Here is a 26,031-nt window from a genome sequence, read left to right as displayed (position 1 = left end):
GGGGGATTAACTCACTTCACAAAAGACACGCCCAATACGAGCGGTTTTGCTTAGAAAGCCTTGTTTACCAGCTTGGCAAGACCGGACTTCTTGTTAGCAGCGTTCTTCTTGTGCAGAACGCCCTTCGAAGCAGCCTTGTCCAGCTTACGGCTCACAAAGCGCAGGGCCTCTTCAGCGGCTTCTTTGTTCTGTGCCTCAACCGCTTCCTTAACCTTGCGGGTTGCGGTCTTCAGCTCAGACTTAATGGCGTTATTACGCAGGCGAGCCTTCTCGTTGGTGAGGATACGCTTCTTCTGGGACTTAATATTAGCCACGGTTAAACTTTCTGTTTGTCTTATTGGTCGGTGAGGGCGACGCTGACCGATCATTGACTGAGCGGCGTGGGGATGCCTATGGCAACCGGCCAGCAGTGCCCGATGACCATCGGACACTCAACCACATATCATAGCAGATAAACTGCGCTTTCGGCGGTGCGGGTTGGGCACCTGCACCCCTCTGCGCCGGAGCCTAACCGTTACGGCGGGTGTACGCATCCTGAATCTGCTTGAACGTGCCCTGAGGCATGATCGCACCCTCACGGCGCATCTGCTCCGGGCGCACCCGAATCACCCGGTTCAGCTTCACCTCGGAGGGGCGGCCCTGCGCATCCCAGGGGCCCGTACCAATATCAAGATAGTCACGGTCGGCGTGCTCACGGTTATTGTGGTCCTTGCTGGTCATCATGAGCGCCAGCAGGTACTGCCCGTCACGGCCCACCAAAACCACCGGGCGGTCTTTACCCTGGGAGTGGTCCTCTTCGAAAGGAACCCAGGTCCACACAATTTCTCCGGGGTCGGCGTCCCCATCCAGTGAGGGCGTGTACTCAAAATCGATGGCGCCACGGTAATCACCGGGGTAATCCGACCCAGAAGAAGCGGAACCCCCAGCTGGTTCGGGGCGTGCGGGCGAGCCCTGCTTCTGCGCCGTATCTTTGGCGGGGCGTTTCTTCGCAACGGTGGCCGGGCTTGGCGCCTGCGAACGCCCGGCGTCGTCACTGGTGGTGTGGTTGGAGGCGGGCTGATCGGCAGCGGACTGCTGCTTATTCCCGGAAGCATTCTCAAAGGCATCGGTTGCGGCCTTCCGCAAAAACGGTAGGGCGGCATAAAACATTTTCTTCAAAGTTTCGCGCATCCAACCATTATGCCGCACCCGCCCGGGTGCCTTCACCCGGCCCTACCTGCCGCCGGGCATAGCGATACTCAGAACGGCACGCTCTATCGCGTACACCGGGTCCTGCCCTTCACCTTTGAGCTGCGCATCTGCTTCAGCGAGCATCCGCACAATATGCGCCAGCTGGGCGGGGCTGAACCGCCGAGCATCACGGATCGCCTGCTCAGCCTGCCAGGGGGCCATCCCCAGCTGCTGCGCCAGCTCAGTGGAGCTTGCCCGCGCCCCGTGCGCGCGCGAAATATTACGCACCCGCATCGCTAAGGCGCCCAGCATAGGGATAGGTTCGGTGCCGGTAGAGAGCGAATGACGCAGCAGGCGCATCGCCTCGGGAGCGTTACCCGCGATCGCCGCATCCGCCACCCTGAACGCGGTCACCTCGGTGCGCCCGCTATAGTAGCGGTTCACCGCGTCTTCGGTAATATCCCCGGGGATATCGGCAATCAGCTGGGCGCATGCGGAGGCCAGTTCGGCGGTATCGGCTGCGGCAGCAGCGAGCAGGGTAACCGCCGCCGGTGCGATGCGCCGCTTTGCCGAGGAAAACTCGCTGTGAATGAACTCTGTTTTCTCCCGGTCGGTTTTTAGCGGTTTGCAGTTCACCAGCGTGAACTGAGTGCGCACCGTATCGATCAGCTTCTTACCGCGGTTCCCTCCCGAGTGGTGCATAACCAGCATAATCCCGGGTTCGGGGGCGCTAAGGTAAGCGAGTGCGTCGGTGAGAAAATCGTCGTTCATGGCCCCTAATGCCTCAACCTCAATGAGCTTGGTGGAGCCAAACAGTGAGGGGCTTGCCTGAATCGTCAGGTCCCCGCGCGTGTAGGAGGAGGCGTTCATCCGCACTATTTCAAGGTCGGGGTGGGTGCTGCCGTACAAACCCCGCAGGCGCTGCCTGGCGCGGGACGCAAAGTATTCTTCGGCCCCGTACAGGAGCACAGCGGGTGCCGGTTCAACGGTGCGCCACGCGTTATCGAGTGCGCCGCCTCGGCCGCGCCGCCCATTTGCCCGCTGTGCCATAGTGTCCTTTCCGTGGTGCGCGGTGGGCGCACGGTAGTGTCTGAATCTGGCGGTTATCCCACACGGTGCGGCGGGATAAAACCGTGCTTTACCCATCATACCGGGGCGGGGTTCGGCGGGCGATGCGGGTGGGGCTTTTCAGCCCCGGTGGAAGGGGCCGAGGTGGCGCGGATTGGGCAGAAGCCTCCGGGTGAGCGTGGGTGTGTGCCCGTATCAGTCGGGCGCTGTTTTGCGGGGTGTGTACCCTATCCTGCACCGAGTGTTCGTTCGGTATTCTAGTATTTTCTCTCGCCCACTGCCCGTGGTGGCTCCGGCAGTACTGCCACGCATCACCCGCCCAGAACAGCACACTCACCCCAAAAACCACCGCAGACGCCACCGCTACGGCTGCAGCGGAGGCCTCAACCTGCCACGGGTTCCCCGGGGCTTTGGCAAAGAACGTACTGACCCGTTCAATCAGCCCCGCCGGTAGGGCCGCCACCGTCAGACACGCATCCGCAAGCGGGGTGAACCCCGCCGCCCACGCCCCAAACGCCGCCAAACCGGCGAACATGGTCAGCGGCACCAACGGTGCAGCCAATAGGTTCGCAGCCACCCCGTACAGAGGCACATTGCCGCTCATCCCCACAATAAGCGGGGCGCACCACAGGGACGCGCTGGTAGCCGCAGCCATCAGCTCCGCCAAAGTATGCGGCAGCACAGCCGATAGCAGCCGCGTGAGGGAAGGAGCCACAAGAACCAGGGATGCGGTGGCCACCGCCGACAGGGCAAACCCCATATCAAGCACAAGCGAAGGCGAGAACACCAGACACAGAAGCAGCGCCGTCGTCAAGGCGCTCAGTGTATTACGCCCCGTGCCGCGAATGAGCGCCAGCGCACCAAGCGCACCCATCGTCAGTGACCGCACCACCGACCCCTCAAACCCCAGCAGCATAGTGTACGCCGCGACCGCCCCGGCGCCCGCAAACACAAGGGAACGACGCGGCAACCTCAGCAGCAGCCCCACGCGGTAACCGAGCAGAAACATAATGGCAATATTCGCCCCCGACACCGCCGTAAGATGACTAAGCCCGCTAAGTTTATAGTTCTCCCGCGTGGTTTTAGGCATTGCCGAATCATCGCCGTAGGCCATCCCCAGGGTAAGCGCGGCGGGCTCAGCACCGATACGGGCCACAGCGTGCTCCCGCAACGTGGTGCGCAGAATCGCGATGTTTGAGGGGTTCACCACCTCCCCCGGAGCATACACATACGCCTCTTTAAGGTAGGCGGCAGCTCCCCTGTTTTCGACCGTTCCAATTACCGTTACTCGCGTCCCCGGGGTGGGGGTGGCCTTCCCAGATCCGGCGGCAGAACGAGTATTTTTCCGTGCCGCAGCCTGATACACACGCACCGTCTCCCCTAAGGGCACCACCTCGTGACCCAGCTGCGCAGTCTCTGCCTTGAGCAGGATGAGGGAAGTACGGGCATCAGCCGCCCGCACCTCAGAAACCGTGCCGGTAATACGCACAGAAGCCCCCTGAACCTGGCGCAACGTAGAACGGTCCGTATCAATTCCACGTGCTGTCAGCAGAACCGACTGCGCCACCAGCACCAACACGATAAGGCACAGATGCGCTACCGCCTGCGGAGCCGCCCCCCGCACCCACACGCCCATAAACACAACGTAAGGCCGGGCCGAACGCCACACCCGCCGCACCCCCGTCCGCTGCACCCCAGAATGACCCGGGCATTCTGCCACACTAATGCCGCCACCTTCGGGAAGATAAAGCGCCCCAACCGCAACCGCCAAAGCCGCAATGCACAGCACCGCGGCCACCTTAACCGTCTCAAAAGTGCCGCCCAATAAAGCAAAAGCCGTAAACACCCACAGGGCGGCCACCGCCGGGATAAGACGCGCATCCAACCGAATCAGCGCACTCACCGACCGGTCGTGGCGCCGACGGTACCCGGTACGGTAGCTCTCCCATCCCCGGCGGGCTCTCCCCCTCAGCCGCCCCACCGCAGAAGGCCCAACGCTATTCCTCACGCCCCGGTGCGCCATTACACCGTCACCAGCGGACGAAGCGAAGTCATCATCGCCGGGCCAATACCGGGAACAGCGTCCAGCTCGTCCACGCTCTTGAACCCGCCGTGCTCATCACGCCACGCAATAATCCGGGCAGCCAAAGCCGGGCCAATACGCGGAAGAGTCTGCAACTGCTCGGCGGTGGCCGTATTCAGGTTCACCTGCCCGCCCGACGCCGCACTTGCCGAACCCTTAGCCCCAGCAGAGGCACTCGCAGACGCCCCACCGGCAGCCGGTTTAGACGCGCCCTGACTAGCCCCAGCCGTACCGGAACCACCGGCACCCCCGTTTGCGGGCGCCTGCGGAATTTCCTCGCCCTCCTTCGGAATATACAGCTGCACCCCGTCGGAGAGGGAACCCGCCAGGTTCACCCGGTTCAAATCTGCCTCACCGGTGGCCCCACCGGCGGCGGTGAGCGCATCAACAGCCCGCGCATCCGCAGGGAGCGTATGCACCCCCGGAGCCTTCACCGCACCGGCCACATGCACCCGGATCGTACCTTTACTCGGCTCAGGGTTCGGTGCCGCACTCCCCTGCGCCGTATGGGAGGGCTCAGCCGAAGCGGATGCGCTGCGCTGCGGAGTGGGCTGGGACTGCTCCACCCCACCGTGTGGAGCCGTCGGCTCAGAGGCCTCTGACGCCCTCGGCGCGGCCCCCATCTGAAAAATAGCCCACACCGTGATCACGCACGCCACCACCCCCAACGCAATAAGAGCTTTGGGGCTAACATAGCTGCGGATCGACCGGTTACCCCTTGGGGCGTACTCTTCCCACTCGTCCGGGAAATAGTCACGGCGCGTAATCAGCCCGGAGGGGTCTTGATCCCTATAGGGATCTTCCGGTTCTTCTCGCACAGAAACCCGGCGGAGGCGTGCATATTCCTCCAAATAATCCGGGTACTCATCAAGGCTCCTGGCGTAGGTGGTGCGGTAGCCGCCGGGTTCTTCACGAGCTAGCTCGTCATCTTCATCCTCAGGCGGCGTTGTGGCGTGGGGATCGGGGTCGTCGTGCGGCGCCGTGTAGTGCGCTGTTTCAGCCGGTGGGGTGCTGCGCTCGCGGATGCGGTCAAGGTAGTGGGCGGCCGCGTCCCGCTGCTTTTCTTCTGGCTCAGGCTCTGGGGGCAGTTCTTGCGGCTCTTTCGCTTCGGGGCCCGCAGCGTGTGGGATGAGCTGTTCCCGGTTGAGGGCGAGGGTTGGATCGTCGTCCTGTTCCGTTGGGGTGCCATCACCGGGTGCAGTCGTATCGGGGCGGGGTGTTTTCTGCTCACGGTACGCTGTGCCCGGGGCGGTTTCGGGCGGGATGTTCGTCTCACCGTTAGGGTGTGCTGTGGTGTGGTTAGGCTCGTTCATGTGCCCAGGTTACTGCTTTATAAGGCATTAAAATTAGGCAAATAGTAAATATGTGGATAAAAACCTGATTTTAGTTATCAAAAATAGTTATTCACATCTGAAAGCTGCACTTATACACAGCCAAGAACCGCGCACACCCTGAATATGACGGTTTATGACCCTACGAACCGGTAATGGGCTTAGTACACGATTGCCGCTAGAGCACCCGGGCCTGAATGCGCGGCCAACACGGGCGGCAGGGGGCTAAGAGCCGCATCCAAAGCGTACGCACCCAAGGAATCTTGCAGGGTTTTAGCTTCTGCAAGGTTGCCCATATGGTGCAGCGCCACCACGTGACCGGTTGGCCGCACGCCGTGTTTCGCCGCCGCATCCGCAGGCGGTTTTTTCACTGAGCGGTGTTTTGCGCAGGCTTCACGAATAATCTGCGTGAGACGTTCTTTCGCACGTGTTGCGGTGCGGGGCCGCTCAACATAGGTCAGCTTTCCATCTGCAACCGTACCAATGGGCTTAATCTGGAACATCTGCCCGACCATCGCTAAGGCAGGCGAGACACGGCCCCCGCGGCGGAGCGCATCAAGAGTGGGAATGTAGAAATAAATATCGGTTGCGGCGCATATGCTGGTGACTATTTCGGCGAGCTCCTCAGGAGTGTCGCAGGTATCGGCCACCTTGTGGGCGTGCAGTGCCGCGTGCCCGTAGGCCCCAGCAATAGTGCGGGAATCGAGCACGGTCACTCGCGCTTTAGAAAGCTGCGCACCTACCCGAGCGGCTTCAACGGTTCCAGAGAGCTCTCCTGAAAGGTGTATCGACAGAATATGCTCGTACCCTTCGTCAACGAGAGCGTCGTAGGTATCGGCAAAAACACCGGGTGCGGGGCCGGAGGTATTGACCGTGTTCCCCAGAACATGCGCCATGAGGATGGCTTCGTCCATCTCTTCGGGGCCCAGGCCAGTCACATCGCGGGTGTTTGTCTCGGTTCGGGGCCCCCGGATTCCTGCGCGCACGGTTGCTTCTTGGATGGCTACCGGCATGGGTACCACGGCAAAGCCGCCGCGTTTTTGCCGCTCCTTAAGATTTTCAGGGGCAATGGCGGCGGCTGAGTCTGTCACAATGGCGATGCGTCCCATAGAGCACCCTCCTGAATCTTGAAAATGCGGTGTTTTCTGCGCTGACCGACTTTCTCATCATAGCTAAAAAGACACGGCTAAAAAGAACGGTGCCGCCGGAAGAAAACACTTTTCGGGTTTTCTTCCGGCGGCACCGCATTAACGTTCTGAAAACGCTAGATGACGATATTCACCAGCTTAGGGGCTCGCACAATCACCTTACGGATTTCGGAGCCTTCCACCAGCTTCGCGATGGTCTCATCCTTCAGGGCTTGTTTTTCGAGCTCAGCCTCAGAAATATCCTTGGATACCTCAAGACGCGCCTTCACTTTACCCTTGATCTGCACGATTGCGGTGACGGTATCATCCACCAGCAGGGACTCGTCCACCTGCGGGAAACCTGCGGTCAGCACCGGGTTATCGTGCCCCAGGGCGTGCCACATGTCCTCGGCGGTGTACGGCGCGTAGAGCGACAACAAGATCGCAATAGTCTCGGCGGCCTCGCGCACGGCGGGGTCCGCTCCCCCGGCGCCCGAATCGATCGCCTTACGGGTAGCGTTCACCAGCTCCATAGTCTTGGCGACCACCACATTGAACTTGCCCGCATCAAGAAGCTGCTTCACATCGTGTACGGTACGCGCCACCAGCTTGTGCAAGTTCGCATCGCCAGATGCCGCATCCACACCAGGTTCGGAGGTAACGTCTTGAGCAACACGCCATGCGCGCGCCAAGAACTTCTGCGAACCGGCGGGCGAAACATCTGCCCAGTCCACATCATCTTCGGGCGGGGATGCGAAGATCATGGTGGTGCGCACCGCATCCACACCGAACTGATCAAGCTGCTCACCCAGGTTTACGCCATTGCCGAGCGATTTCGACATGGCCTTACCGCCGTTGAGAACCTGCCCCTGATTCATGAGGGCTTTGAACGGCTCGCCGTGCTCAATCAGCCCCAGATCGCGAATAACCTTGGTGAAGAAACGTGCGTACAGCAGGTGCAGAATGGCGTGTTCCACACCGCCCACGTACATATCGACTGCGCCCCATTCCTTGATCGCCTGCGGATCGAAGGGGCCATCAGCGTAACGGGGTGAAACATAGCGCAGGAAGTACCAGGAGGAATCCACGAAGGTATCCATGGTGTCGGAATCGCGGCGGGCACTCTTACCGCACTGCGGGCAGGGAACCACAGCCCAATCGTCGGCGGCAGCAAGGGGTGACTGTCCCTTGGGTGCTAACTGTTCACCACGCAGATTATCCGGCAGCAGAACCGGCAACTGTTCCTCAGGAACCAGTACCTCGCCGCAGTCCTCACAGTGAATCACGGGAATAGGCGTGCCCCAGAAACGCTGGCGCGAGAGCAACCAGTCACGCAGGCGGTAAATAACTTTACCTTCCCCGGTGCCGGCGGCCTCAACCAGCTCGGTGGCCTTCGCAATAGCCTCTGCCTTAGGAAGGCCGGTCAGCTCACCAGAATTAATGAGCACCCCATCGCCCGCAGTAGCGATACCCGACTCAGCGGGGTCTTCCGCACCCTCAACATCGAGCACCGTCACGATCGGCAGGTCAAATTTCTTGGCAAAGTCAAGGTCACGCTGATCGTGCGCAGGCACCGCCATAATAGCGCCGGTACCATAATCGGCAAGCACGTAATCGGAGGCCCACACCGGCAGTTTCGCACCGTTTAGCGGGTTGATTGTGTATCGCCCGGTGAACATGCCGGTCTTCTCACGCTCAGATGACTGGCGGTCAATATCGCTGAGGGCCTTAATCTGCTCACGGTAGTCCTCTAGCGCCTGCGCCTGCTCGGGGACCACAATCTGCTCGGCGAAGGCAGAGTCTGCGGCAACAACAATAAAGGTTGAACCGTAGAGGGTATCCGGTCGGGTGGTGAAGACCGTGAAGGATTCGGCAGGCTGCGCCTCAGTAGCCTCAATTTCGAAACGAACCTCGGCACCTTCGGAACGCCCAATCCAGTTGCGCTGCATCAGCAGCACACGCTCGGGCCATTTACCCTCAAGCTGCTCCATATCGTCAAGAAGCTGCTGGGCGTAGTCAGTGATCTTGAAGTACCACTGGTTCAACGACTTTTTGGTGACCGTGGTGCCGCATCGTTCGCAGGCACCGTTAACCACCTGCTCGTTCGCGAGCACAGTCTGGTCTTTGGGGCACCAGTTAACCATCGAGTCTTTGCGGTACGCCAGGCCTTTCTTATAGAACTGCTCGAAAAGCCACTGGGTCCACTTGTAGTATTCGGGGTCTGAGGTGTGCAGGCGGCGGTCCCAGTCCACGGCGATAGCGTAACGTTTGAAGGATTCTGCCTGCGTGTCAATATTCTTGTAGGTCCACTCTTTCGGGTGGGTGCCGTTTTTAATAGCAGCGTTTTCTGCGGGCAGGCCGAAGGAGTCCCAGCCGATGGGGTGCAGAACGTCGTAGCCGCATTGCTTGTAGTAGCGGGCGTTCATGTCTCCAATGGCGAATGCCTCTGCGTGGCCCATATGCAGGTCGCCTGAGGGGTACGGGAACATGTCTAGCACGTAGCGGCGGCCTTTGGGGGCGTTGCCGGTGGGCTTGTACACGCCTGTTTTCTCCCAGTAGGGGCGCCATTTTGCTTCCTGCGCCCGGAAGTCGTACGCGTTTTCGGTGCGTTCGGTCTCTACCTCAGCAGACACTGCGATTCCTTCGTGTGTTGGTTCCGTACTGTGCTGGCGCTCTGCACCCGGCGGGTTCGCGGGGGATCGTCCGGGCTGGCACCAACCTAACCTGTCTATTTTAGCGTGAACCGAGAAACGTTTCTTTATATGTGCCGCTCCGTCTCGGTTTTCAGAAAATGGGCGCGGGCGGTGGCGGGGTTTTCGTGTTATTCAGCACATACACAGCTACATCCCGTAGGATGAAGGGTATTCCTGTTTTCTTTCGGCCGGAAGGTTTTTCTGTGACTACTCCCGCGACTGTGCTTGAAGGTGTGCCTGGCCCCCTGATTCCCGGCACCTGCCATGAGGCTGTTTTGGCGGGGGTCCGCACCCGCTACTGGCAGTACGGGCTGGGTATGAATACGGGTGTTTTTTATTCGAAGGATTTTCCGAAGGTTCTGATGGTGCACGGGTTCCGCGGGGATCATCATGGGCTTGAGATTATTGCGAACCGGCTATTGGCGCTCATGCCTGGGGCGGATGTTATTAGCCCGGATCTGCCGGGTTTTGGCCGCTCTGATGAGCTGAGCGGGCAGGTGAGTATTGAGAGCTATGTGCAGTGGCTTCACGCTTTGATTGAGCGGGTTGCCTCTGGGCAGAAGGTTCTTCTGGTGGGCCACTCGTTCGGGTCGATTGTGGCTGCCGCCTATGCGGCTGCGCACCCTGAGACACTGGACAGGCTGTGCCTGATTAACCCTATTAGTGAGCCAGCCCTTGAGGGGAAACATCAGGCTGGCCCCGCGTTGGCGTCGTTCTACTACTGGGTGGGTGCGTCTTTGCCGGAGCGGATGGGCTATGCGCTGCTGCGGTCGCAGCTGATTACGCGCGCTACCAGTGAGGTGATGATGCGTTCGAAAGACCCGCTGATGCGCCGGTTCATTAATGGGCAGCATGCCGCGTATTTTGGGTCTTTTGCGTCCCGGAGGGGCGTGCTTGAGGCGTACCGGGTGTCGATTTCGAAAACTGCGGCGCAGTACGCCCCGCAGATTAGGGTGCCGGTGCAGATGCTGGTGGCTGAGGATGATGACCTTGGCACGGTGGAGACGGCGGACGCCATGTTTGAGGCCCTTGAGGGCCGCCCACAGTCCCCGGGTCAGCGTTTTGATTTGATCCCTGAGGTTGGGCACCTGATTCATTATGAGACCCCTACCCTGGCGGCACGGCTAATCGCCGATTTTGTGCGTGAAGAGTTTTAGCCGCTAACTGCACCGCCCCGTTATTGACTGCCTGAAGGAGGCTCCTCTGTGAAGCTTATGGTTGATGCCCGGTACACGCGCATTGGTTTTCATGATGGTATTAGCCGGTACACTGCCTCGCTGCTGGGGGCGTTAAAGGGCCTGATGGATTCCGGTGCCCCTGAGGTTGCCGATGTGCAGCTGGTGATGGTGATTAGTGATGAACGGCAGCTGCAGATGCTGCCTGATCTGCCGCATGTGAAGATTTGTTCGCCGACCGGCCCCCTGGAGCCAACGGCGGCGCTTCAGTTGAATAAGTATAAGCCGGATGTGGTGTTTTCGCCTATGCAGACGATCGGGTCTGTGGGGCGTAAGTTCAAGCTGGTGCTGACCCTGCATGACCTGATTTATTACGACCACCCGACCCCTCCGGGTTTTTTGCCTGCGCCGGTGCGGGCGGGGTGGCGGCTGTTCCATAAGAGCTACACACCGCAGCGTATGCTGCTGAACCGGGCCGATGCCGTGGTGACGGTTTCGGAGTCTACGGCACGGCTGATTCGTGAGCACCGGCTGACGGAGAAGCCGCTGCACGTGGTGCCGAACGCCCCGCAGCCGGGGTCTGTGGTGAGCGAGGACGAGGCTCTGCACCGTGCAAAGTCACGGGCTGAGGGCGCGAGCAGGCACCTGGTGTATATGGGCTCGTTCATGCCGTATAAGAATGTGGAGACTCTGCTGTACGCCATGCGTGAGCTGCCGGGGTACACGCTGCATCTGCTGTCGAAAATGCCGGATGCGCGCCGTGCCGAGCTCGAAGAGCAGGGGCTGCTCTCTCCCCTGGCGGCGGGTTCGAACGTGGTGGTGCACAACGGGGTTTCCGATGAAGAGTATGCGGAACTGTTGGAGTCTGCGCACGCACTGGTGACGGCTTCACGAGCCGAGGGCTACGGCCTGCCTGTGGTGGAGGCTCAGGCGGCGGGCTGCCCCGCCGTGATTAGCGATATCGATATTTTCCGCGAGATCGCCCCACACTCTGTCTTTGCTTCCGTCACCGAGGATCCACAGGCAGATGCGCCCGCCTGGGTTGAAGCGATCCGCTCCCTCGAAAACGACACGGTACGTGACCGCGTGATCCTTGAAGGCTTGCAGGATGCTTCCCACTATTCCTGGCGCGACTCAGCGTTGAAGCTGATAAGAATTGTGAGGGGAATAAATATAATAAAAAGGGATTGTATTTAGTCGTTTGTAGAAAGTATCTGAGACACTTCTTCATATATTTCTTTCCAAATGCTACAATCTTCAGGAATTTTATTAGCGTATGTTTTCTGCTCCTGAAATATATCAGCAGCACTAACCTCACTACTAAATGATGATTTCTCTGCCTTTTGTTTAAAAAAATCTTTAGCGTCGTCGTTGTTCATCATTTCTATATTTATATCATCATCTAGCAAGTTGTTATCTGCAAGACATGAAAGTATTAGGTGCTCTGGGTTTTTAGTGCCAGGTAAATATCCAACATGAGAATCAATCCATTGGAGCAGTTGTTCTATGACTTCATCTTCCCGAATGGTTCCAGAATCATTGCTATTAAGAAGTAAGGCTTTGGAATTATTTCCTAATTTATTCAATAACTTATCTTTTCGTTGCTTGCGTATTTCATCCAAAGCAATATGACTATCTTGTGACCCTTTTGCCGATATTTTGTAAGGAACCTCGATATTTTTTCGTTGGTCACCATCTAATACTATTCTAAGCGTATTGGCATTTAAAGTGGAGAATATTGGAATAACTTTCTCATATAGTGTGGATACTCCTCCTGGTAGAATATTTATATTAATCACATCTAGTGTCTTACTATTTCCACAAATGTGAATAGCTCTTTTGATTAGATGTTCTGCCAGTTTATCTTCTACAATAAGATTGGATTTACATAAATCTTCATACAAAATTCCTCCTAGTGCGGCAAATGTAAGCTTATGAGGAGAATTAGGATAAGGAACTACCTTGTTATCGCTATCAGAAGCTATTTCTAAGCGAACTCGACATTCATCTGGAAGTCTCTCAGATATGTAAGGTGAATGAGTAGAAATAACAAACTGAGTATTTCGTTCATAACATATAAAAAGTATATATTTGAGAAGTTTGCTTTGAGCTCCAGGATGCAGAGAGGTTTCGGGTTCATCCATAATTATCAAGGATGAATTACTAGCCCTCCACATCTTATGAACCATCATAATTACTGCATACTCTCCACTTCCAGCATATGCTTCAGAATATGTAGAACTGCTATCAATTAATACTGTGTATCCAGGAACTTCAAAAAATGAGTGTTTAATAATTTTGATATTTTTATATTTTTTGTCAAGAATGTAGCTAATCCAGGAAATCTCTTCGCTCGACAAATTTATTAAAGGTTCAATTACTCTATTTTTCTGATGCCAAATCTCATATTTTTCACCTTTGCATCCATCAAAAAGATTTTTAAGTTTATGTGAAGTATTTCGAATCCTTGTTTTTATATTAGATGTATTTTTAGTCGAAACACCAAAAAACATATTAATGTCATATGCTGGGACCTCTTGCCTGAAATCAATATATAATACCGGCTTATCCAAAGGAATCCACCGGGTTCTATTTGCATAAGGTTTCTCGGCCGCGGTTAACTTTGAATACTCTGGCATCGGGGACATTCCATCACTTTTGTGAGGTCTAGTTGTTTCGAAATAATCTGGACTCCTTTTAGATTTTTTAGATTTTAGTATCCGCATTTTTTTAACTTCTGCAACATGAGATGAATTTGGTATATCATATTGGTATATGTAGCGAGGTCGATTAGAGTTCGGAATTATATCCAAATCAGTATCAAACCAATAATCCCCTAAACTTTTTTTACCAGGACATGCTTCAACAGCTCGTAATATCGATGTCTTATTTGTCCCATTTTCTCCTACTAGTAAAGTTATAGGAGAATTAAACTCTATAACACTATTATCTAATATATTTTTATACGAGAAAAAACGGATATTTTTTATTAGAGGTATATATTTCTTCGCTTGATGTTTTCCCTGTATACGTTGGATGTATGTCTCATGTGGCGTGTCCCAAGGAGCATTTTTTCTACTGGTCATTTTAATATCTCTTTCAAAATAGCTGATACTAATATTCGGGCCATATCTACAGGAACAGCATTGCCAATTTGTCGTGCAATAGAGGCCTTACTACCATACCACATAAAGTCATCCGGAAATCCTTGTAGACGAGCAGCCTCAAAATGTGTTATAGCACGATTTTCAGTAGGATGTAGGTATCGTCCTTTCTCTGGCTTAAAAAATTCTGTTCTGATCGTTACTGATGGGCTATCCCAACGGAGCCTCCCCATTACATCAGTTGAGCCATTAGTATGTTTTTTCCAACAAGGTGATAAGAGCTCTTCAGGAATGTCAAAACGATTTCCTCCAGAAGGTATGGAAGCAAAACGCTTAAGGGATAGTTTGCTATAATTCCTACCAAGATGTAACTCTTTTGAAGAAAAATATTTTCTCCCTTTAGGAAGGTCTATACCATCAGTTTTTTGTGGAATTCCTTGAAATACTTCACGAATTGTTTTTGGTGTTGTAATTAAAGGAGATATTTTTATTTCAGATAAGGTTTTTAGCCTTCCGATTAAAATAGCTCGTTTTCTATTCTGTGCAACTCCAAAGTCGGAAGCATTTAATATATAACTGTCTATAGTATATGATTCAAGGATTCCACCTTCCTCTGTTAAATCTCGCAACTCTTTATATTCCCTAGACTTTAGAAATGGTGGCACGTTTTCTAGTATAAAATATTTTGGTTTTGACCTACATATTGTTTTTACATAATCTTTCCATAATATGTTCCTTGGATCCTTTTCTTCTTGTTTTCCCAAACTTGAGAATCCTTGACAAGGGGGGCCACCTATTATTAAGTCAGATTGTGGCACAGATTCTAACTTTAACCAATCACAAATATCCCCAATGTACTGCCGTAGAGGGTTAAAATTTTCTTTATAGGTGAAGGCAGAGTCTGGATCTATCTCTACAGATGCGACTATATTTAGTTTCAACTTTAGTTCCGAAGCTGCATAATGAGCTCCTGCTGTTAGGCCACCTGCTCCTGTAAAAAGGTCAATTACTTCTATCTCCCTCACCATATCTCCATCCTGTCGCTTGATTTCTAGCTTTATATTACCTTACACGCAATCTTCAATATACCTGGTAGAACTTCGTCAACTACACCACATCCAACCCATCACAACGAACCTGCACCGCCCCGACACGCTTGAGCGCCGAGAGCGCCGCGCGCACGGAACGCAGTTCATGGGTAACCTGCGGTGCCTGCGCATAGGTGAAGAAGAGAATAGCGCGCCAGTCCCCAGGTACTGCATCCTCGGCCCCTGACGGTGAAGGCTCAGATATATCGCCCTCTCCCCCGCTCTCGACACCGGCAGGCGCGGAATGTTGGTGCGCGAAGAAATCTTCATCCAGCGGCACAGGCCCGGTCACGCGAACACCCTCCGGCAGATTCAGCTCCGCCAGGAACGCCTGAACATCAGCCTCAGCACCCGCCAGCATATGAAGTGCACCATACGCTCGATGATGAGGCGGTGGTGGTTGATCTGACGGCGGCTCAGGTGCTTGTCATCTTTATAACGTCGGACTGAGCTGGCTGCTGCCCTCAACGGTCGGCTTTGTTTTAGGACGCGTCCTGAAAGCCGCACTCAAGAAAAAGCATAAGGCTTAAATCTAGACAAAGGTCGTCTGAAAATTTTCAGACGACCTTTTATATTCAATTCAGGAAACATCAATGAAGTCGCAGACGGTAATCGATTTACGCGAAAATCATTTGCTGTGAATTTAGATAGAGTAGGGCATGACAAACGATTCTTCTGCTTTTTGTATTTTTACTCAGAAACTACAAAATCCACTGTATTCGCTTCGCCGTAATCGGGAATTTCCAGTTTGTTGATCATACGGTGTATCACATCATTCGGCACGGAATGTTCGCGGTTACGGTTTTGCGACAGTAATTGCGTGTAAGGCACTTCCAAATAAATCAGGTGTACCCGCGCGCCGTAGTCGGCGAACATAGGCAGCCACTTGCTGCGCAGGTCGCGGTTGAGGTTGGTGGCGTTGAAGACAAATGACGTGCGGGCGCGCAGGTATTCTTTTGCCTGCTCTTTACCCAAACGCACGGCTTCTGCGCTGTGTTTCGGGTTAGCGGGGTCGAGTTTGCGCTCGCGGCGGATGTCGTCCAGCGACAGTATGGGCAGATTGGCAAGGTGTTGCCTGATGTAACTGTCTTTGCCACTGCCTGCTATGGCACACATGGCGTATACGTCAAAGGTTCGGTCGTCAAACGGCTGGTAATCGGGCATGTCTCTGCGGCCGTTGAGATAGAGATAGCGGCCGTAATCGCTGGCGAAATTACGTGCTTTGCCCCAGCAGCCGTTTTCTTCGCACAGCTCGCGGAACAAGTCGATGCGCAACAGGATATCCTGTTGGTCGCGGCAGATGCGACCTAGAACGTCGGCTTTGGCAAGCATAGCGAGGTGAGCGGTATTGACCTGCAAAGAAGCGGCGATGACGGCGCGTTCCGGACTCGGTTTGTCGATTGCCCACAGAGGCAGTCCATGCAGACGCACGAGTTTGGCTATCGCTTCGCGCACAGCAAACGGCGTGGCAAGTTCGGTGTAAAGCAGGGAGCGGGCAGTGTATTCACCTTTTTTGGCATGGTTCGGCGACACAATCCGCTCTTTGCCGCCTTGGATCTCACGTTTAGTAGTGCTGCGTTTTTCTACATCATGCAGCATAGCGGCGGCAAACAAGATATGTTGCTCCTGCTCGCTGAGTGTTTGGAATTCAGGCAGTTGCAGCAGGGCTTCGCACACCATTTTAGTATGGACGAATACATCACCCTCGGCGTGCCATTCAGGATCCTGCGGCACGTTTTTCATGTCGGCAAACCAGCTGAAACGGTGTTCCAAGGCTTGCCAGTTAGGAAGTTTGCCGGGTGGATAATGGGGAAATGTCCACATGGTGGTCTTTCTTGTTATTGGATGACTTGACTTCAGGTCGTCTGAAAACAATGCTTGGGCAATGATGTCTGGTATCAAATTACTCAAATACGAACTGTTCGAAATCTGGATACATGCAAACTGTGATTTGTTCACGACCATGTTTTTGCGCAAGTGCTTGCATTTCCTTTTGTATGGCTGCTTTTTCATGACCGATACCCAAATTTTCGATGTGCTGGTTTTCGATAATCGGGATATAGATATCCAAATTCGGCTGCGTAGCATTTTGCACAGCAAACTCTCGAATAGAGTGGCTGTACGCTACTTCGCTAAAATCAGTTAGGTTTTTACACGAAGCAATCTTCACTCTGCGTAAATGTTTTAAGCCAGCCACTTTGGGAAAACGGGTAATGCCGTTAAGGGTTTCCACGAACAAAAACTGTAACCCCTGCATCTGGGATACAAAGTCCAAGTTTTCCAGTTTGGGTAGCCTCCACAATTGTAGATATTTCAATTTGAGCAGTTGCGCGGCAGCATCTATGTTTTCAAAGCTACATAGTTGCAGAGTGAGAAATTGGAGATTTTTCAACCCGTTTATGAAGTCAATGTGCTGTGGCTTGGAAATGCTGCGTAGCGTAAGTTTTTCCAGCGCGCTCAGGCTAGAAACAGCTTTGTCTAGATTTTTTTCCAAGTTGAGTAGTGAAAGCGTTTCCAAATGCTGAAAGCTGGTTAAAACGCTTAAATCTGATTTGGCGGATTTTGTTTTGGAACACAAATACAGTTCTTGCAGTTTTGGATTCACGCCGTTTAGGAAATTCAGGTTGCCGAAGCCGTTGTCGGCACTCAGTACCAAACTTTTCAGGCTTTGAAATTCTGCCAGTTTTTCCAAATTGCGGATGATGCTGTTGTTACCGCCGACTTCAATTGAAAGGTTTTCTAAGTCAGTAAAACTGGCAATCCAATCTACATCGAAATTTGAATACGCATAAAAGCGTAGATGGATGGACGGATGGTGTTGTAGCACTTCTTCCCATAGAACAGGGAAAATCGTCTGTAAATTTGCACCTTCGCTAAATTGAATACGATCCAGTTCATGGACTTTGTTTTTGTACTGGTGCAAATCTTGGAGAAATTCGGCAAAGTTGCTGTTGATTTCCCAAAACTTCGGGAGACCATAGATATATCCGCCCATGCTTTCCTTTCTTTTTATTTAAGTTATCGAATTATAATATTTTTCATTTAAATACGGGTTTCAGGCCGTCTGAAACTGCCAGCTTTGCCAATGGTATTTATCATAATCGATAAGGCGGGCGGGCTTCCAAGTTTTTGTCCAATGCACATCGGTTTTAACGTGTTTGGCGCGAACAAGTTTAAAGAGGTTGTCAAACTCGTTGGACTGTACGGGCAGGTTACCGTTGTTAGTGGCAAAATCAGCGGCATTGCGGATGACGAAGCCTTCACTGCATGCTTCGCCTGTTTTCGGGTCGTAGCCGCCGAGTTTGCCTGCGGTTTGCACGCTGTCTGTCCATGTTGCACCTAAATTGGCGAGCAGCCATTGCTCCAAAGCGATGTCTTCGTCGGTGTATTTTTGGGTGAAGTCGGCAAGCGGATGCACGATGGGAAGTTCGGGAACTGTGGGGAAATCGAACAGCTGGGCATAGAATTTAACTTCTTCCCACGACAGCCAATGTCCGCCGCGGCGGACGGCAAACAGGTAAAAATAGCTTTCCAACTGCGAATAGGCGATGGAGTGGATGCCGTACATGTTTTCGCCGAAAAGTTCGAGGTCACCCAAGTCGTCTTTGATGTGCTGCCAGCGTTGCAGCAGCGGTTTGTCCCACGGATGTTGGGTAGGGGCGGCATGGCTGCGGGCATAGAGACCGTGGGCGGCGAAGCAGTTGTTTTGCCCGTCCAGCTTTTCGGTCAATACCAATTGCTGCAGAGTAGCGAAATGCGCGAGGTAGCCGCGAGGCATAAAGCGGTCGTCTGAAGTTGTGCCCAAGCTGATGGGTGCGTGCAGGCTGCGGGCGTATTTTTGTGGTTCGGTATTCGCTATCATGATTTGTCCTTGAAATTTATTTTTAAGTTTTTCGGATGGTTTCTGCGGCTGATTATATTTTTTCTACTGTATCGCTTTGTTTAGACGCCAAAAGTTGATCAACCTAAAGCCGACGATGGTTTCGTAGTTTTCCGAATCGGGAAACTCTTCGATGTCCAGCGCGCGTTACGTCGGCGAGCGGTGTGGCACCGTCCACCAGCTACGTATCTTCGGTATGGCACCTTCTTCGAGAAAAACTCATATATGTATGAAATATTTCTATAACTTTTAGAGTAAAGTAAATGGCAGCTAGAATGAAGCTTAGTGATTAGACAACATCCAAACCATCACAACGAACCTGAACCGCCCCGACACGCTTGAGCGCCGAGAGCGCTGCACGCACGGAGCGCAGTTCATGGGTAACCTGCGGCGCCTGCGCATAGGTGAAGAAGAGAATAGCGCGCCAGTCCCCGGGTACCGCATCCTCGGCCCCTGACGGTGAAGGCTCAGATATATCGCCCTCTCCCCCGCCCTCGACGCCGGCAGGCGCGGAATGCTGGTGCGCGAAGAAATCTTCATCCAGCGGCACAGGCCCGGTCACGCGTACACCCTCCGGCAGGTTCAGCTCCGTCAGGAACGCCTGCACATCATTCTCAGCACCCGTAATAGCAGCCGTGCGTACAGCCGGGGGCAGCCCAATCTGTGACCGCTCATCCAGCTCAAACCGGGCGAACCCGGCAGGGTCCCACCGCACCAGCGCCTGCTCCACTGGTGAGGGTGACGCCGTTGTCACCACGACCCCGCCCTGCGCCGCAGAACGCACCAGCGCCGCCGCATTAAACCATCGCCGCAACGCGGCCTCTGGGGCGCGCAAAGAATCAAAACGCAGCATCGCATCCGCATCCAGCAGCAGCGCCGCAGCATAGCCGCCCTCGGCAACCGGCTCAGCCCCGGGGGTGGCCACCACTAGCGCAGGCTCAGCCCCCACAGAGGCACGCACATGATCCCCCGCCGAAGAAACCACCGGAACGTTCGGGAACGCCCGCCCCAGCTCCTCCGCTGTGCGCAGCGCACCCACAGCACCAGAACGCCACCGTTCACAACCGCACTCCGTGCACCGCCACTGCTGCGCCAGATGCCCGCACCAGGCGCACCCCGGCACCGCCGAACCATGCGAAAGCGCCAGCGGGCCACGGCACACCGTGCACCTGGCAGGCATACGGCACCGTTGGCACGAAAACGACGGCACATACCCGGCGCGTGCAACCTGCACCAGCACCGGGCCACGCTGCAAAGCCTTACGAGCCTCAATAAACGCCAACTGCGGAATACGCGCCACCGCCGCCAACGGGTCACGGGCCAACTGGTACTCATCCCCCGTTGAATGTACCCGCGGCGAAAACTCACGCACCACCTGCCGCGGCGCCACCAAGTGAGACGCCCAGCGGGTACGCACCAGCCGCGCCGCCTCACTACTGACGGCATATCCCGCGAACAGGGCCGCTGCCCCCGCTGCTTGCGCCCGCAGCAACAGTACATCACGCGCATGGCAGTACGGGGCGCGGCGCTCCACCAGCGAGAAATCCCCATCATCCCAGCACACCACCAGCCCCAGGTGAGCCACCGGCGCATACGCAGCCGCGCGTGTACCAATCACAATAGGAACCAGCCCCAGCCGTGCCTTCACATAGGCGTGATACCTGCTGTGCGGCCCCTCCCCAGAGCTCAACCGTGCAAACAAACCCGTCGGGGCGCGTTCACTCAGCGCCGCCTCAAGACGGTCAAGGCTTTTCTGATCGGGCACCACCGCAATAGCGCCACGGCCACCCGCCGCGCACGCCACCAGTGCAACCGCCAACAGATCAGCCCAATCATTCTCAGGATGCGCCGGCAGCACACTCAACACCGCGCGTGCTGGCTCCCCATCCGCCAGATCGGCCATAAACTCCGGGCCGTTCTCATAGTCGTCAAAAGCCGACGTATCACACAGCCCGGGCGGATCCGCAGTAAACGGGGCGAACCCGCCCAGCAGAAACGCACGCACCGCCTCAACCTGGGCAGCATCGGCGCTACCCGTCGTCTCGGGTGTGTTGGGCGCTTCTTCAGCACCATCTGCATAATTATTCGTATCCGGGGCGTTCTCCCCCGCAGGCTCACCATTGCCCAAACCGGCCAGCTCAGAGAACCCCGGCAGGTGCCCCTCATAACGTTTATCCAGTGCGGCAATACGCGGCGCCACCGCCAACCGAAGCACATTCGCCACCGTTGAAGCGTACCGGTCAGCCAGCGCCTCAGCCAGCTCAAAAACCTCGGGCGCAACCACCGGAACCCGCGAAAGCACCGCTAGTAGGGGCAACAGGCGCTGCGGATAATCTGTAGATTCGGCACGTTCCGTAATAAAGCCGCTCACCCGCTGCCCATTAAAATGCACGCGCACCCGCGCACCCGGCACCGCATCCTCACTCATCTTCTCAGGCACCCGGTAATCAAACACCCTATCAAGATGCGGCAACGTACTATCAACCCGCACCCGCGCCACCGGGAACGGCACACCACTAGCCGCAAGAGCCTCATGAGGGTCCTGCGGCGGCTTGGGGGCAGAAGCGTACAGCGCATCAGCAATGGCAGGAAATCCCTGCAACAGATCAGGCTGCTGCAGGGATTGCTGCTCACGCGCACCAGAAGTGGCGTTTAACCGCTCGTCAGCGGGGTACGGCATTACGAGGCTGACACCGCCGAACGTAGAGCCTCAACACGGTCAAGACGCTCCCACGTGAACTCCGGTTCGGTGCGCCCAAAATGGCCGTGCGCGGCGGTCTTCTTATAGATGGGGCGGCGCAGATCAAGGTCATTAATAATAGCCAGCGGCCGCAAATCAAAGACCTCACGAATAGCTTTCTCAATCTTCGCCGGATCAACCTTCTCAGTGCCGAACGTCTCAACGTACAGGCCCACCGGGGATGCCTGGCCAATAGCGTACGCCACCTGAACCTCAGCCCGATCCGCCAGCCCGGCCGCGACCACGTTCTTGGCTACCCAGCGCATGGCGTACGCTGCCGAGCGGTCCACCTTCGACGGGTCCTTCCCCGAGAAGGCACCGCCGCCGTGCCGCGCCGAACCGCCGTAGGTATCAACAATAATCTTACGGCCGGTCAAGCCTGCGTCCCCCACGGGGCCGCCCTGCACAAAACGGCCCGCCGGGTTAATAATGAACTTCGTGTTCGAGGTATCAAGTTCCAGCCCAGATAGCACCGGCACAATCACCTGGTTCTTCACATCAGCCGCCAAATCGGCAAGATCATAGTCAGCTGTGTGCTGTGTAGAGACCACAATCGTATCCACCGAAACCGGGGTGTTATTACCGTCATACCCCAGCGTTACCTGGGTTTTACCGTCGGGTCGAAGATTCACCAGGGTGCCGTTCTTACGCACCTTTGTCAGCTTCTCAGAGAGCCGATGCGCCAGCCACACCGGGGCGGGCATGAACACGTTCGTCTCGTTCGATGCATACCCAAACATGATGCCCTGATCCCCCGCGCCCTGCCGGTCATAGTCGTCAACGGCTACACCGGTACGGGCCTCAAGCGACTCATACACGCCCGCGTTAATATCGGGTGACTGCTCGCCGATCGATACCGAGACACCGCAGAACTCACCATCAAAACCACGGGTTGAAGAGTCATAACCAATACCCAAGATTGTTTCACGCACAATCGCTGGAATCTCAACGTAACTAGAAGTGGTTACCTCACCGGCAACATGAACCTGACCGGTTGTCACCATTGTTTCAACGGCAACGTTCGCCACCGGGTCCTGGGCAATAATGCCGTCAAGAATAGCATCTGAAATCTGGTCACAAATCTTATCTGGGTGGCCCTCAGTCACCGACTCACTGGTGAACAGGCGCAAATGGGAATTAGTGCTCATGGTCTTTACTCTACTCTGTTTCTCAGGCACGAGGAGTGCACGGGGCCGTTATGAAGTCTTGTCACAAATATTACGGACTGTGACGCTCAACCGCGCACAGAAGCTCATAAATATGTTGCAAGGGTGGTGAGGATATCCCGTGATATTTCCCCCTTAGACCCCGAAAAAACGGGGGCTTCATCAGTGAGGGAAGAAATCAGCGTCACAGTGTTCTCATCAGTTCCGAACCCCTGACTGATACCCACCGTGTTCACCGCCAAAAAATCGCAGCCTTTACGGGTAAGCTTCTCACGCCCCAGCTCAAGCGGGGTTTTATCGGGTGAACCGGTCTCGGCGGCAAACCCAACAATCAGGCGCGGCCCGCCCCCCAGCTGCTGGCGGCGCTGAACCACCTCACGCAGAATATCAGGGTTACGCACCAGGCGAATTACCGGGTTATCGTCGGGGTCAGCAGTTTTCTTAATCTTGTACTCGGCGTAATCCGCCGGGCGAAAATCGGCCACCGCCGCGGACATCACCAACGCATCCGCCCCGGAGATAGACTTCAGCACCGCCCGCTGCAGGTCGGCGGCACTCACCACACGGGTCAGTTCAACACCGTCGGGGGCGGATACCTCAAGGTTCGCACCAATCAGGTGCACCGAAGCGCCCATATCGCGGGCAGCCTGTGCCAAGGCTACACCCTGTTTACCGGTTGAACGGTTCCCCAAAAAACGTACCGGATCCAGCGCCTCCCGGGTGCCCCCGGCGGTAATAACGATGCGTTTACCCGCCAGAATCCCAGGCTCAGGTTCTATGCTTGGCGCAGATAAACTGTCAGAGTCTTCCGTTGAACCAGCGTGCACCGGGTGCGTTGGCGCGTACCCCGGAGTTTGCGAAGGATGCTCCTTCCCTTTCGGGAACTCTGCAATTACACGCTGTGCCGCCTCAAAGATATCTTCAGGCTCCGGCAGGCGCCCCACACCAGAATCTGGCCCCGTTAAACGGCCCACGGCAGGCTCAATCAGGTGATACCCGTACCCACGCAGAATACGCACATTCTCCCGTGTGGCCGGATGCTCCCACATCTGCGTGTGCATTGCCGGGGCAAGAATCACCGGGGCATGCGTGGTCAGCACCGTAGCAGACAGCAAATCATCAGCCCGCCCAGAAGCTAACCGCGCCAATAAATCGGCGGTTGCCGGGGCAATAACCACCGCATCCGCAAGCTCGGCCTGGCGCACATGATTCACCTGCGGAACCTGCTCAAAGACGCTTGTATGCACAGGGTTGCCGCTGAGAGCCTCAAGGGTTGGTTTACCCACAAACTCAAGGGCGGTATTGGTGGGCATAGCAATTACTTCGTGCCCGGCTTTACCGAAAAGACGAAGGAGCATCGCCGCCTTATATGCGGCGATGCCCCCTCCAATACCAACGATAATGCGCATGGTATTAAATAAAATCCTTACTCAGCGGAGTCGTCGAGAACAACCTCTTCAATCGCAATGACTTCTTCGGTGCCCGCAGGAATGTACTCTTCCTCAACGGCGGTGCTCATGAAGTCAGCCTCATCAATACCGAGCATAGCTGCCGAGAAGTCCTCGTGTACCAGCTGGCCGTTCTCATCAAAACGACCGTCGGGGATGTGCTCAGCAACAATCTGATCGCTCATAATCTCGCGCATGGCAACCGACAGGGCCTTATCATTCGGTTCGGAATCAACCAGCGGGCCAACATGCTCACCGGTGTTCTCCTGCAGGTTTGCGTAGTATGCATTAATCTGGCGGGCACGGCGGGCACCGAAAATCACCAGGCCGTACTTAGACTCCGCCTTCTCAATCAGTGCATCGGCACTGGGGTTCACAATACCCTCAGGCGCGGTGCCATCGACGAAGTTGTAGTCCTCTTTGGTTTCGTTTGCCACAGAAACTCCAATATATGTTGTGTTCTTCTTCAGTGCCGACACCCATGTGATGCGGGTTCAGCCAAAACTAAAGAACTATTCTACCCTGTCACAACCCAAAAATCACGTACAGGCTGTACCTGGCACGGTTAGCTTGAGCACGCCACGGCAGCAGGTACACCCACTCTATCAGGGCAGCAGATGGGCTACTGTGCGGGCTCGGCCCCAATGAGCTGGGCAATTTCATGTGCCGCCCGCTCAACCGTATCGTTTACCACGGTCACATCAAACTCGCTTTCGGCGGCAAGCTCAACTTTTGCGGTCTCAAGACGGCGCTGTTGCTCCTGCTCTGACTCGGTGCCGCGCCCCGTCAAGCGGGACACCAGCTCCTCCCAGCTTGGTGGCGCTAGGAAAACCAGCTGCGCCTGCGGCATAGATTTACGGATCTGACGTGCACCCTGCAGGTCAATCTCAAGAATCACCGGGCGGCCAGCATCCAACGCCTGCTGCACTTTAGTGCGGGGGGTGCCGTATTTATTTTTACCGTGCACCACCGCGTACTCCAGCATTTGCCCCTCATCAATCATACGGTCAAACTCATCCATAGAGACGAAGTAGTAGTGCACGCCCTCCTCTTCACCCGGCCGCGGTTCCCGCGTGGTTGCCGATACAGAGAACCACACCTGCGGGTAGTGTTCACGAATGTACTGGCATACGGTGCCTTTGCCCACAGCGGTGGGTCCGGCCAAGACGGTAAGAGTAGGCTTAGCGGTCATTAGTTATCCTTTTTGACCCGTCGAGCGCGGTCAAAGTAGCGTGTGTGACGATTAAAATACTCAACCATTTTACGCCGCTGGTGCACGCCTAAACCACCTAGGCGGCGTGTTGGTGCAATCTCTAGTTCAGAAATAATCTTTGTAGCCCGCACGGCCCCAATACCGGGTAGCGCACGAAGCATCTGCCCCACCGGCATTTTAGCCAGGGCAGGGTCAGTGTCGATCATGTCAAGAACCTGACGTACGGTAAGTTCACGATTAGTAAGTGCTTGCTTAATTTCTTGACGGTGTGTACGAGCTAAGAGTGCTTTCTCACGCGCGTCTGCGCGCGCCTGCTCGGTTAACGGAGATAGCGGCACGAAGGGCTCCCATCTGCGGAAGAAGTAATATCTATGCCTATAAGTTAGCACGCCGGAACGACTCATTTTTACCAAAACGTTATTTTAGGGATTACGGTTTATAAAGATTTGGTGTAGTTTTGGCGGAAATACGCGGAAAAATCGGTGCAGAAAAAATATTTATAAATCTTTGAAATAGTTGGTCACAGAAACTCCACGCCAGAAAAACGGCCTGTTTGGGCCTTTCGAGTGTGCCATAGTTCACACACTTTAGTAGGTGGAGAGCCTCACACTGCACAACTACTCACTCCATCCACTAATCACACTAACAAACGCCTGCGAACGCGGGGCAGCGCCACGCCGCACCAGCGACAAGTTTCGGTACCTCAACCTCCACAAAAACCCGACGAGAGTACCGTTCCGCGATG

Annotated in this window: 21 protein-coding genes; 2 read left to right on the top strand and 19 right to left on the bottom strand. The window is 55.1% G+C overall.

Features of this window, described 5'->3' with window-relative positions; all coding sequences use genetic code 11:
* Nucleotides 1-50: 50 nt before the first annotated feature.
* From rpsT to leuS, 7 genes are all read right to left on the bottom strand, one after another.
* Nucleotides 51-314 carry a 30S ribosomal protein S20 gene (gene rpsT / locus I6I94_RS00715; RefSeq protein ID WP_023133056.1) on the bottom strand — a complete coding sequence of 88 codons (264 nt, stop codon included), beginning with the start codon at nucleotides 312-314 and terminating at the stop codon, nucleotides 51-53.
* A gap of 193 nt (nucleotides 315-507) precedes the next feature.
* Nucleotides 508-1,170: a type II toxin-antitoxin system PemK/MazF family toxin gene (locus tag I6I94_RS00710; RefSeq protein ID WP_023133055.1), complete on the bottom strand. Its 663-nt coding sequence runs from the start codon at nucleotides 1,168-1,170 to the stop codon at nucleotides 508-510.
* A gap of 42 nt (nucleotides 1,171-1,212) precedes the next feature.
* Nucleotides 1,213-2,220: a DNA polymerase III subunit delta gene (gene holA / locus I6I94_RS00705; protein ID WP_201620754.1), complete on the bottom strand. Its 1,008-nt coding sequence runs from the start codon at nucleotides 2,218-2,220 to the stop codon at nucleotides 1,213-1,215.
* An 88-nt stretch (nucleotides 2,221-2,308) separates the two neighbouring features.
* Complete coding sequence (locus I6I94_RS00700; protein WP_201620753.1) at nucleotides 2,309-4,141, bottom strand: ComEC/Rec2 family competence protein; 1,833 nt, start codon at nucleotides 4,139-4,141, stop codon at nucleotides 2,309-2,311.
* Between the two features lie 119 nt (nucleotides 4,142-4,260).
* The gene (locus I6I94_RS00695) at nucleotides 4,261-5,634 is read right to left on the bottom strand and encodes a helix-hairpin-helix domain-containing protein (RefSeq protein WP_128087791.1); all 1,374 of its coding nucleotides are present in this window, start codon (nucleotides 5,632-5,634) and stop codon (nucleotides 4,261-4,263) included.
* A gap of 179 nt (nucleotides 5,635-5,813) precedes the next feature.
* Nucleotides 5,814-6,761, bottom strand: a complete 948-nt coding sequence (locus I6I94_RS00690; RefSeq protein WP_128087792.1) for a DegV family protein — start codon at nucleotides 6,759-6,761, stop codon at nucleotides 5,814-5,816.
* Between the two features lie 155 nt (nucleotides 6,762-6,916).
* The gene (leuS, locus tag I6I94_RS00685; protein ID WP_371518431.1) at nucleotides 6,917-9,418 is read right to left on the bottom strand and encodes a leucine--tRNA ligase; all 2,502 of its coding nucleotides are present in this window, start codon (nucleotides 9,416-9,418) and stop codon (nucleotides 6,917-6,919) included.
* A gap of 257 nt (nucleotides 9,419-9,675) precedes the next feature.
* Here leuS and I6I94_RS00680 point away from each other — a divergent pair, with 257 nt between their 5' ends.
* Both I6I94_RS00680 and I6I94_RS00675 read left to right on the top strand, forming a co-directional pair.
* Nucleotides 9,676-10,629, top strand: a complete 954-nt coding sequence (locus I6I94_RS00680) for an alpha/beta fold hydrolase (protein WP_172425674.1) — start codon at nucleotides 9,676-9,678, stop codon at nucleotides 10,627-10,629.
* Between the two features lie 48 nt (nucleotides 10,630-10,677).
* Nucleotides 10,678-11,844: a glycosyltransferase family 4 protein gene (locus tag I6I94_RS00675; RefSeq protein WP_128087794.1), complete on the top strand. Its 1,167-nt coding sequence runs from the start codon at nucleotides 10,678-10,680 to the stop codon at nucleotides 11,842-11,844.
* On the opposite strand, the gene I6I94_RS00670 is transcribed toward I6I94_RS00675, so the two are convergent.
* From I6I94_RS00670 to mihF, 12 genes are all read right to left on the bottom strand, one after another.
* Nucleotides 11,841-13,733 (bottom strand): ATP-dependent nuclease, encoded by a 1,893-nt coding sequence (locus I6I94_RS00670; protein WP_201620752.1) that lies wholly within the window; start codon nucleotides 13,731-13,733, stop codon nucleotides 11,841-11,843. The genes I6I94_RS00675 and I6I94_RS00670 overlap by 4 nt on opposite strands.
* The gene (locus I6I94_RS00665; protein ID WP_201620751.1) at nucleotides 13,730-14,779 is read right to left on the bottom strand and encodes a DNA cytosine methyltransferase; all 1,050 of its coding nucleotides are present in this window, start codon (nucleotides 14,777-14,779) and stop codon (nucleotides 13,730-13,732) included. Before I6I94_RS00665 ends, I6I94_RS00670 begins: the two co-directional genes overlap by 4 nt.
* Before the next feature lie 79 nt (nucleotides 14,780-14,858).
* A complete protein-coding gene (locus tag I6I94_RS00660; protein ID WP_236588886.1) occupies nucleotides 14,859-15,200 on the bottom strand; it encodes a hypothetical protein in 342 nt (113 codons plus the stop codon).
* Between the two features lie 329 nt (nucleotides 15,201-15,529).
* Nucleotides 15,530-16,798, bottom strand: coding sequence for an AAA family ATPase (locus tag I6I94_RS00655; protein WP_236588885.1), 1,269 nt, complete (start codon nucleotides 16,796-16,798; stop codon nucleotides 15,530-15,532).
* Entirely contained in the window at nucleotides 16,743-17,834 is a 1,092-nt protein-coding gene (locus I6I94_RS00650) for a leucine-rich repeat domain-containing protein (protein WP_126926430.1), read from the bottom strand. The genes I6I94_RS00655 and I6I94_RS00650 overlap by 56 nt, the downstream gene beginning before the upstream one ends.
* 60 nt (nucleotides 17,835-17,894) lie before the next feature.
* Nucleotides 17,895-18,701, bottom strand: a complete 807-nt coding sequence (locus I6I94_RS00645) for an RNA ligase family protein (RefSeq protein WP_128087798.1) — start codon at nucleotides 18,699-18,701, stop codon at nucleotides 17,895-17,897.
* A gap of 307 nt (nucleotides 18,702-19,008) precedes the next feature.
* Nucleotides 19,009-21,399, bottom strand: a complete 2,391-nt coding sequence (locus I6I94_RS00640; RefSeq protein ID WP_201620750.1) for a primosomal protein N' family DNA-binding protein — start codon at nucleotides 21,397-21,399, stop codon at nucleotides 19,009-19,011.
* Nucleotides 21,399-22,607 (bottom strand): methionine adenosyltransferase, encoded by a 1,209-nt coding sequence (metK, locus tag I6I94_RS00635; protein ID WP_128087799.1) that lies wholly within the window; start codon nucleotides 22,605-22,607, stop codon nucleotides 21,399-21,401. The genes I6I94_RS00640 and metK overlap by 1 nt, the downstream gene beginning before the upstream one ends.
* Before the next feature lie 104 nt (nucleotides 22,608-22,711).
* Entirely contained in the window at nucleotides 22,712-24,034 is a 1,323-nt protein-coding gene (locus I6I94_RS00630) for a bifunctional phosphopantothenoylcysteine decarboxylase/phosphopantothenate synthase (RefSeq protein ID WP_201620749.1), read from the bottom strand.
* A gap of 17 nt (nucleotides 24,035-24,051) precedes the next feature.
* Nucleotides 24,052-24,510, bottom strand: a complete 459-nt coding sequence (rpoZ, locus tag I6I94_RS00625) for a DNA-directed RNA polymerase subunit omega (RefSeq protein ID WP_128087801.1) — start codon at nucleotides 24,508-24,510, stop codon at nucleotides 24,052-24,054.
* A gap of 185 nt (nucleotides 24,511-24,695) precedes the next feature.
* The gene (gene gmk, locus I6I94_RS00620; RefSeq protein ID WP_128087802.1) at nucleotides 24,696-25,265 is read right to left on the bottom strand and encodes a guanylate kinase; all 570 of its coding nucleotides are present in this window, start codon (nucleotides 25,263-25,265) and stop codon (nucleotides 24,696-24,698) included.
* On the bottom strand, nucleotides 25,265-25,624 hold the full coding sequence (gene mihF / locus I6I94_RS00615; RefSeq protein ID WP_006887219.1) for an integration host factor, actinobacterial type: 360 nt from the start codon (nucleotides 25,622-25,624) through the stop codon (nucleotides 25,265-25,267). The genes gmk and mihF overlap by 1 nt, the downstream gene beginning before the upstream one ends.
* Nucleotides 25,625-26,031 lie beyond the last annotated feature (407 nt).

This window comes from Rothia aeria (assembly GCF_016726365.1).
Lineage (GTDB): Bacteria > Actinomycetota > Actinomycetes > Actinomycetales > Micrococcaceae > Rothia > Rothia aeria.
The sequence above is the reverse complement of the archived record's forward strand: the minus strand, read 5'-3'. Positions and strand labels throughout refer to the sequence as shown.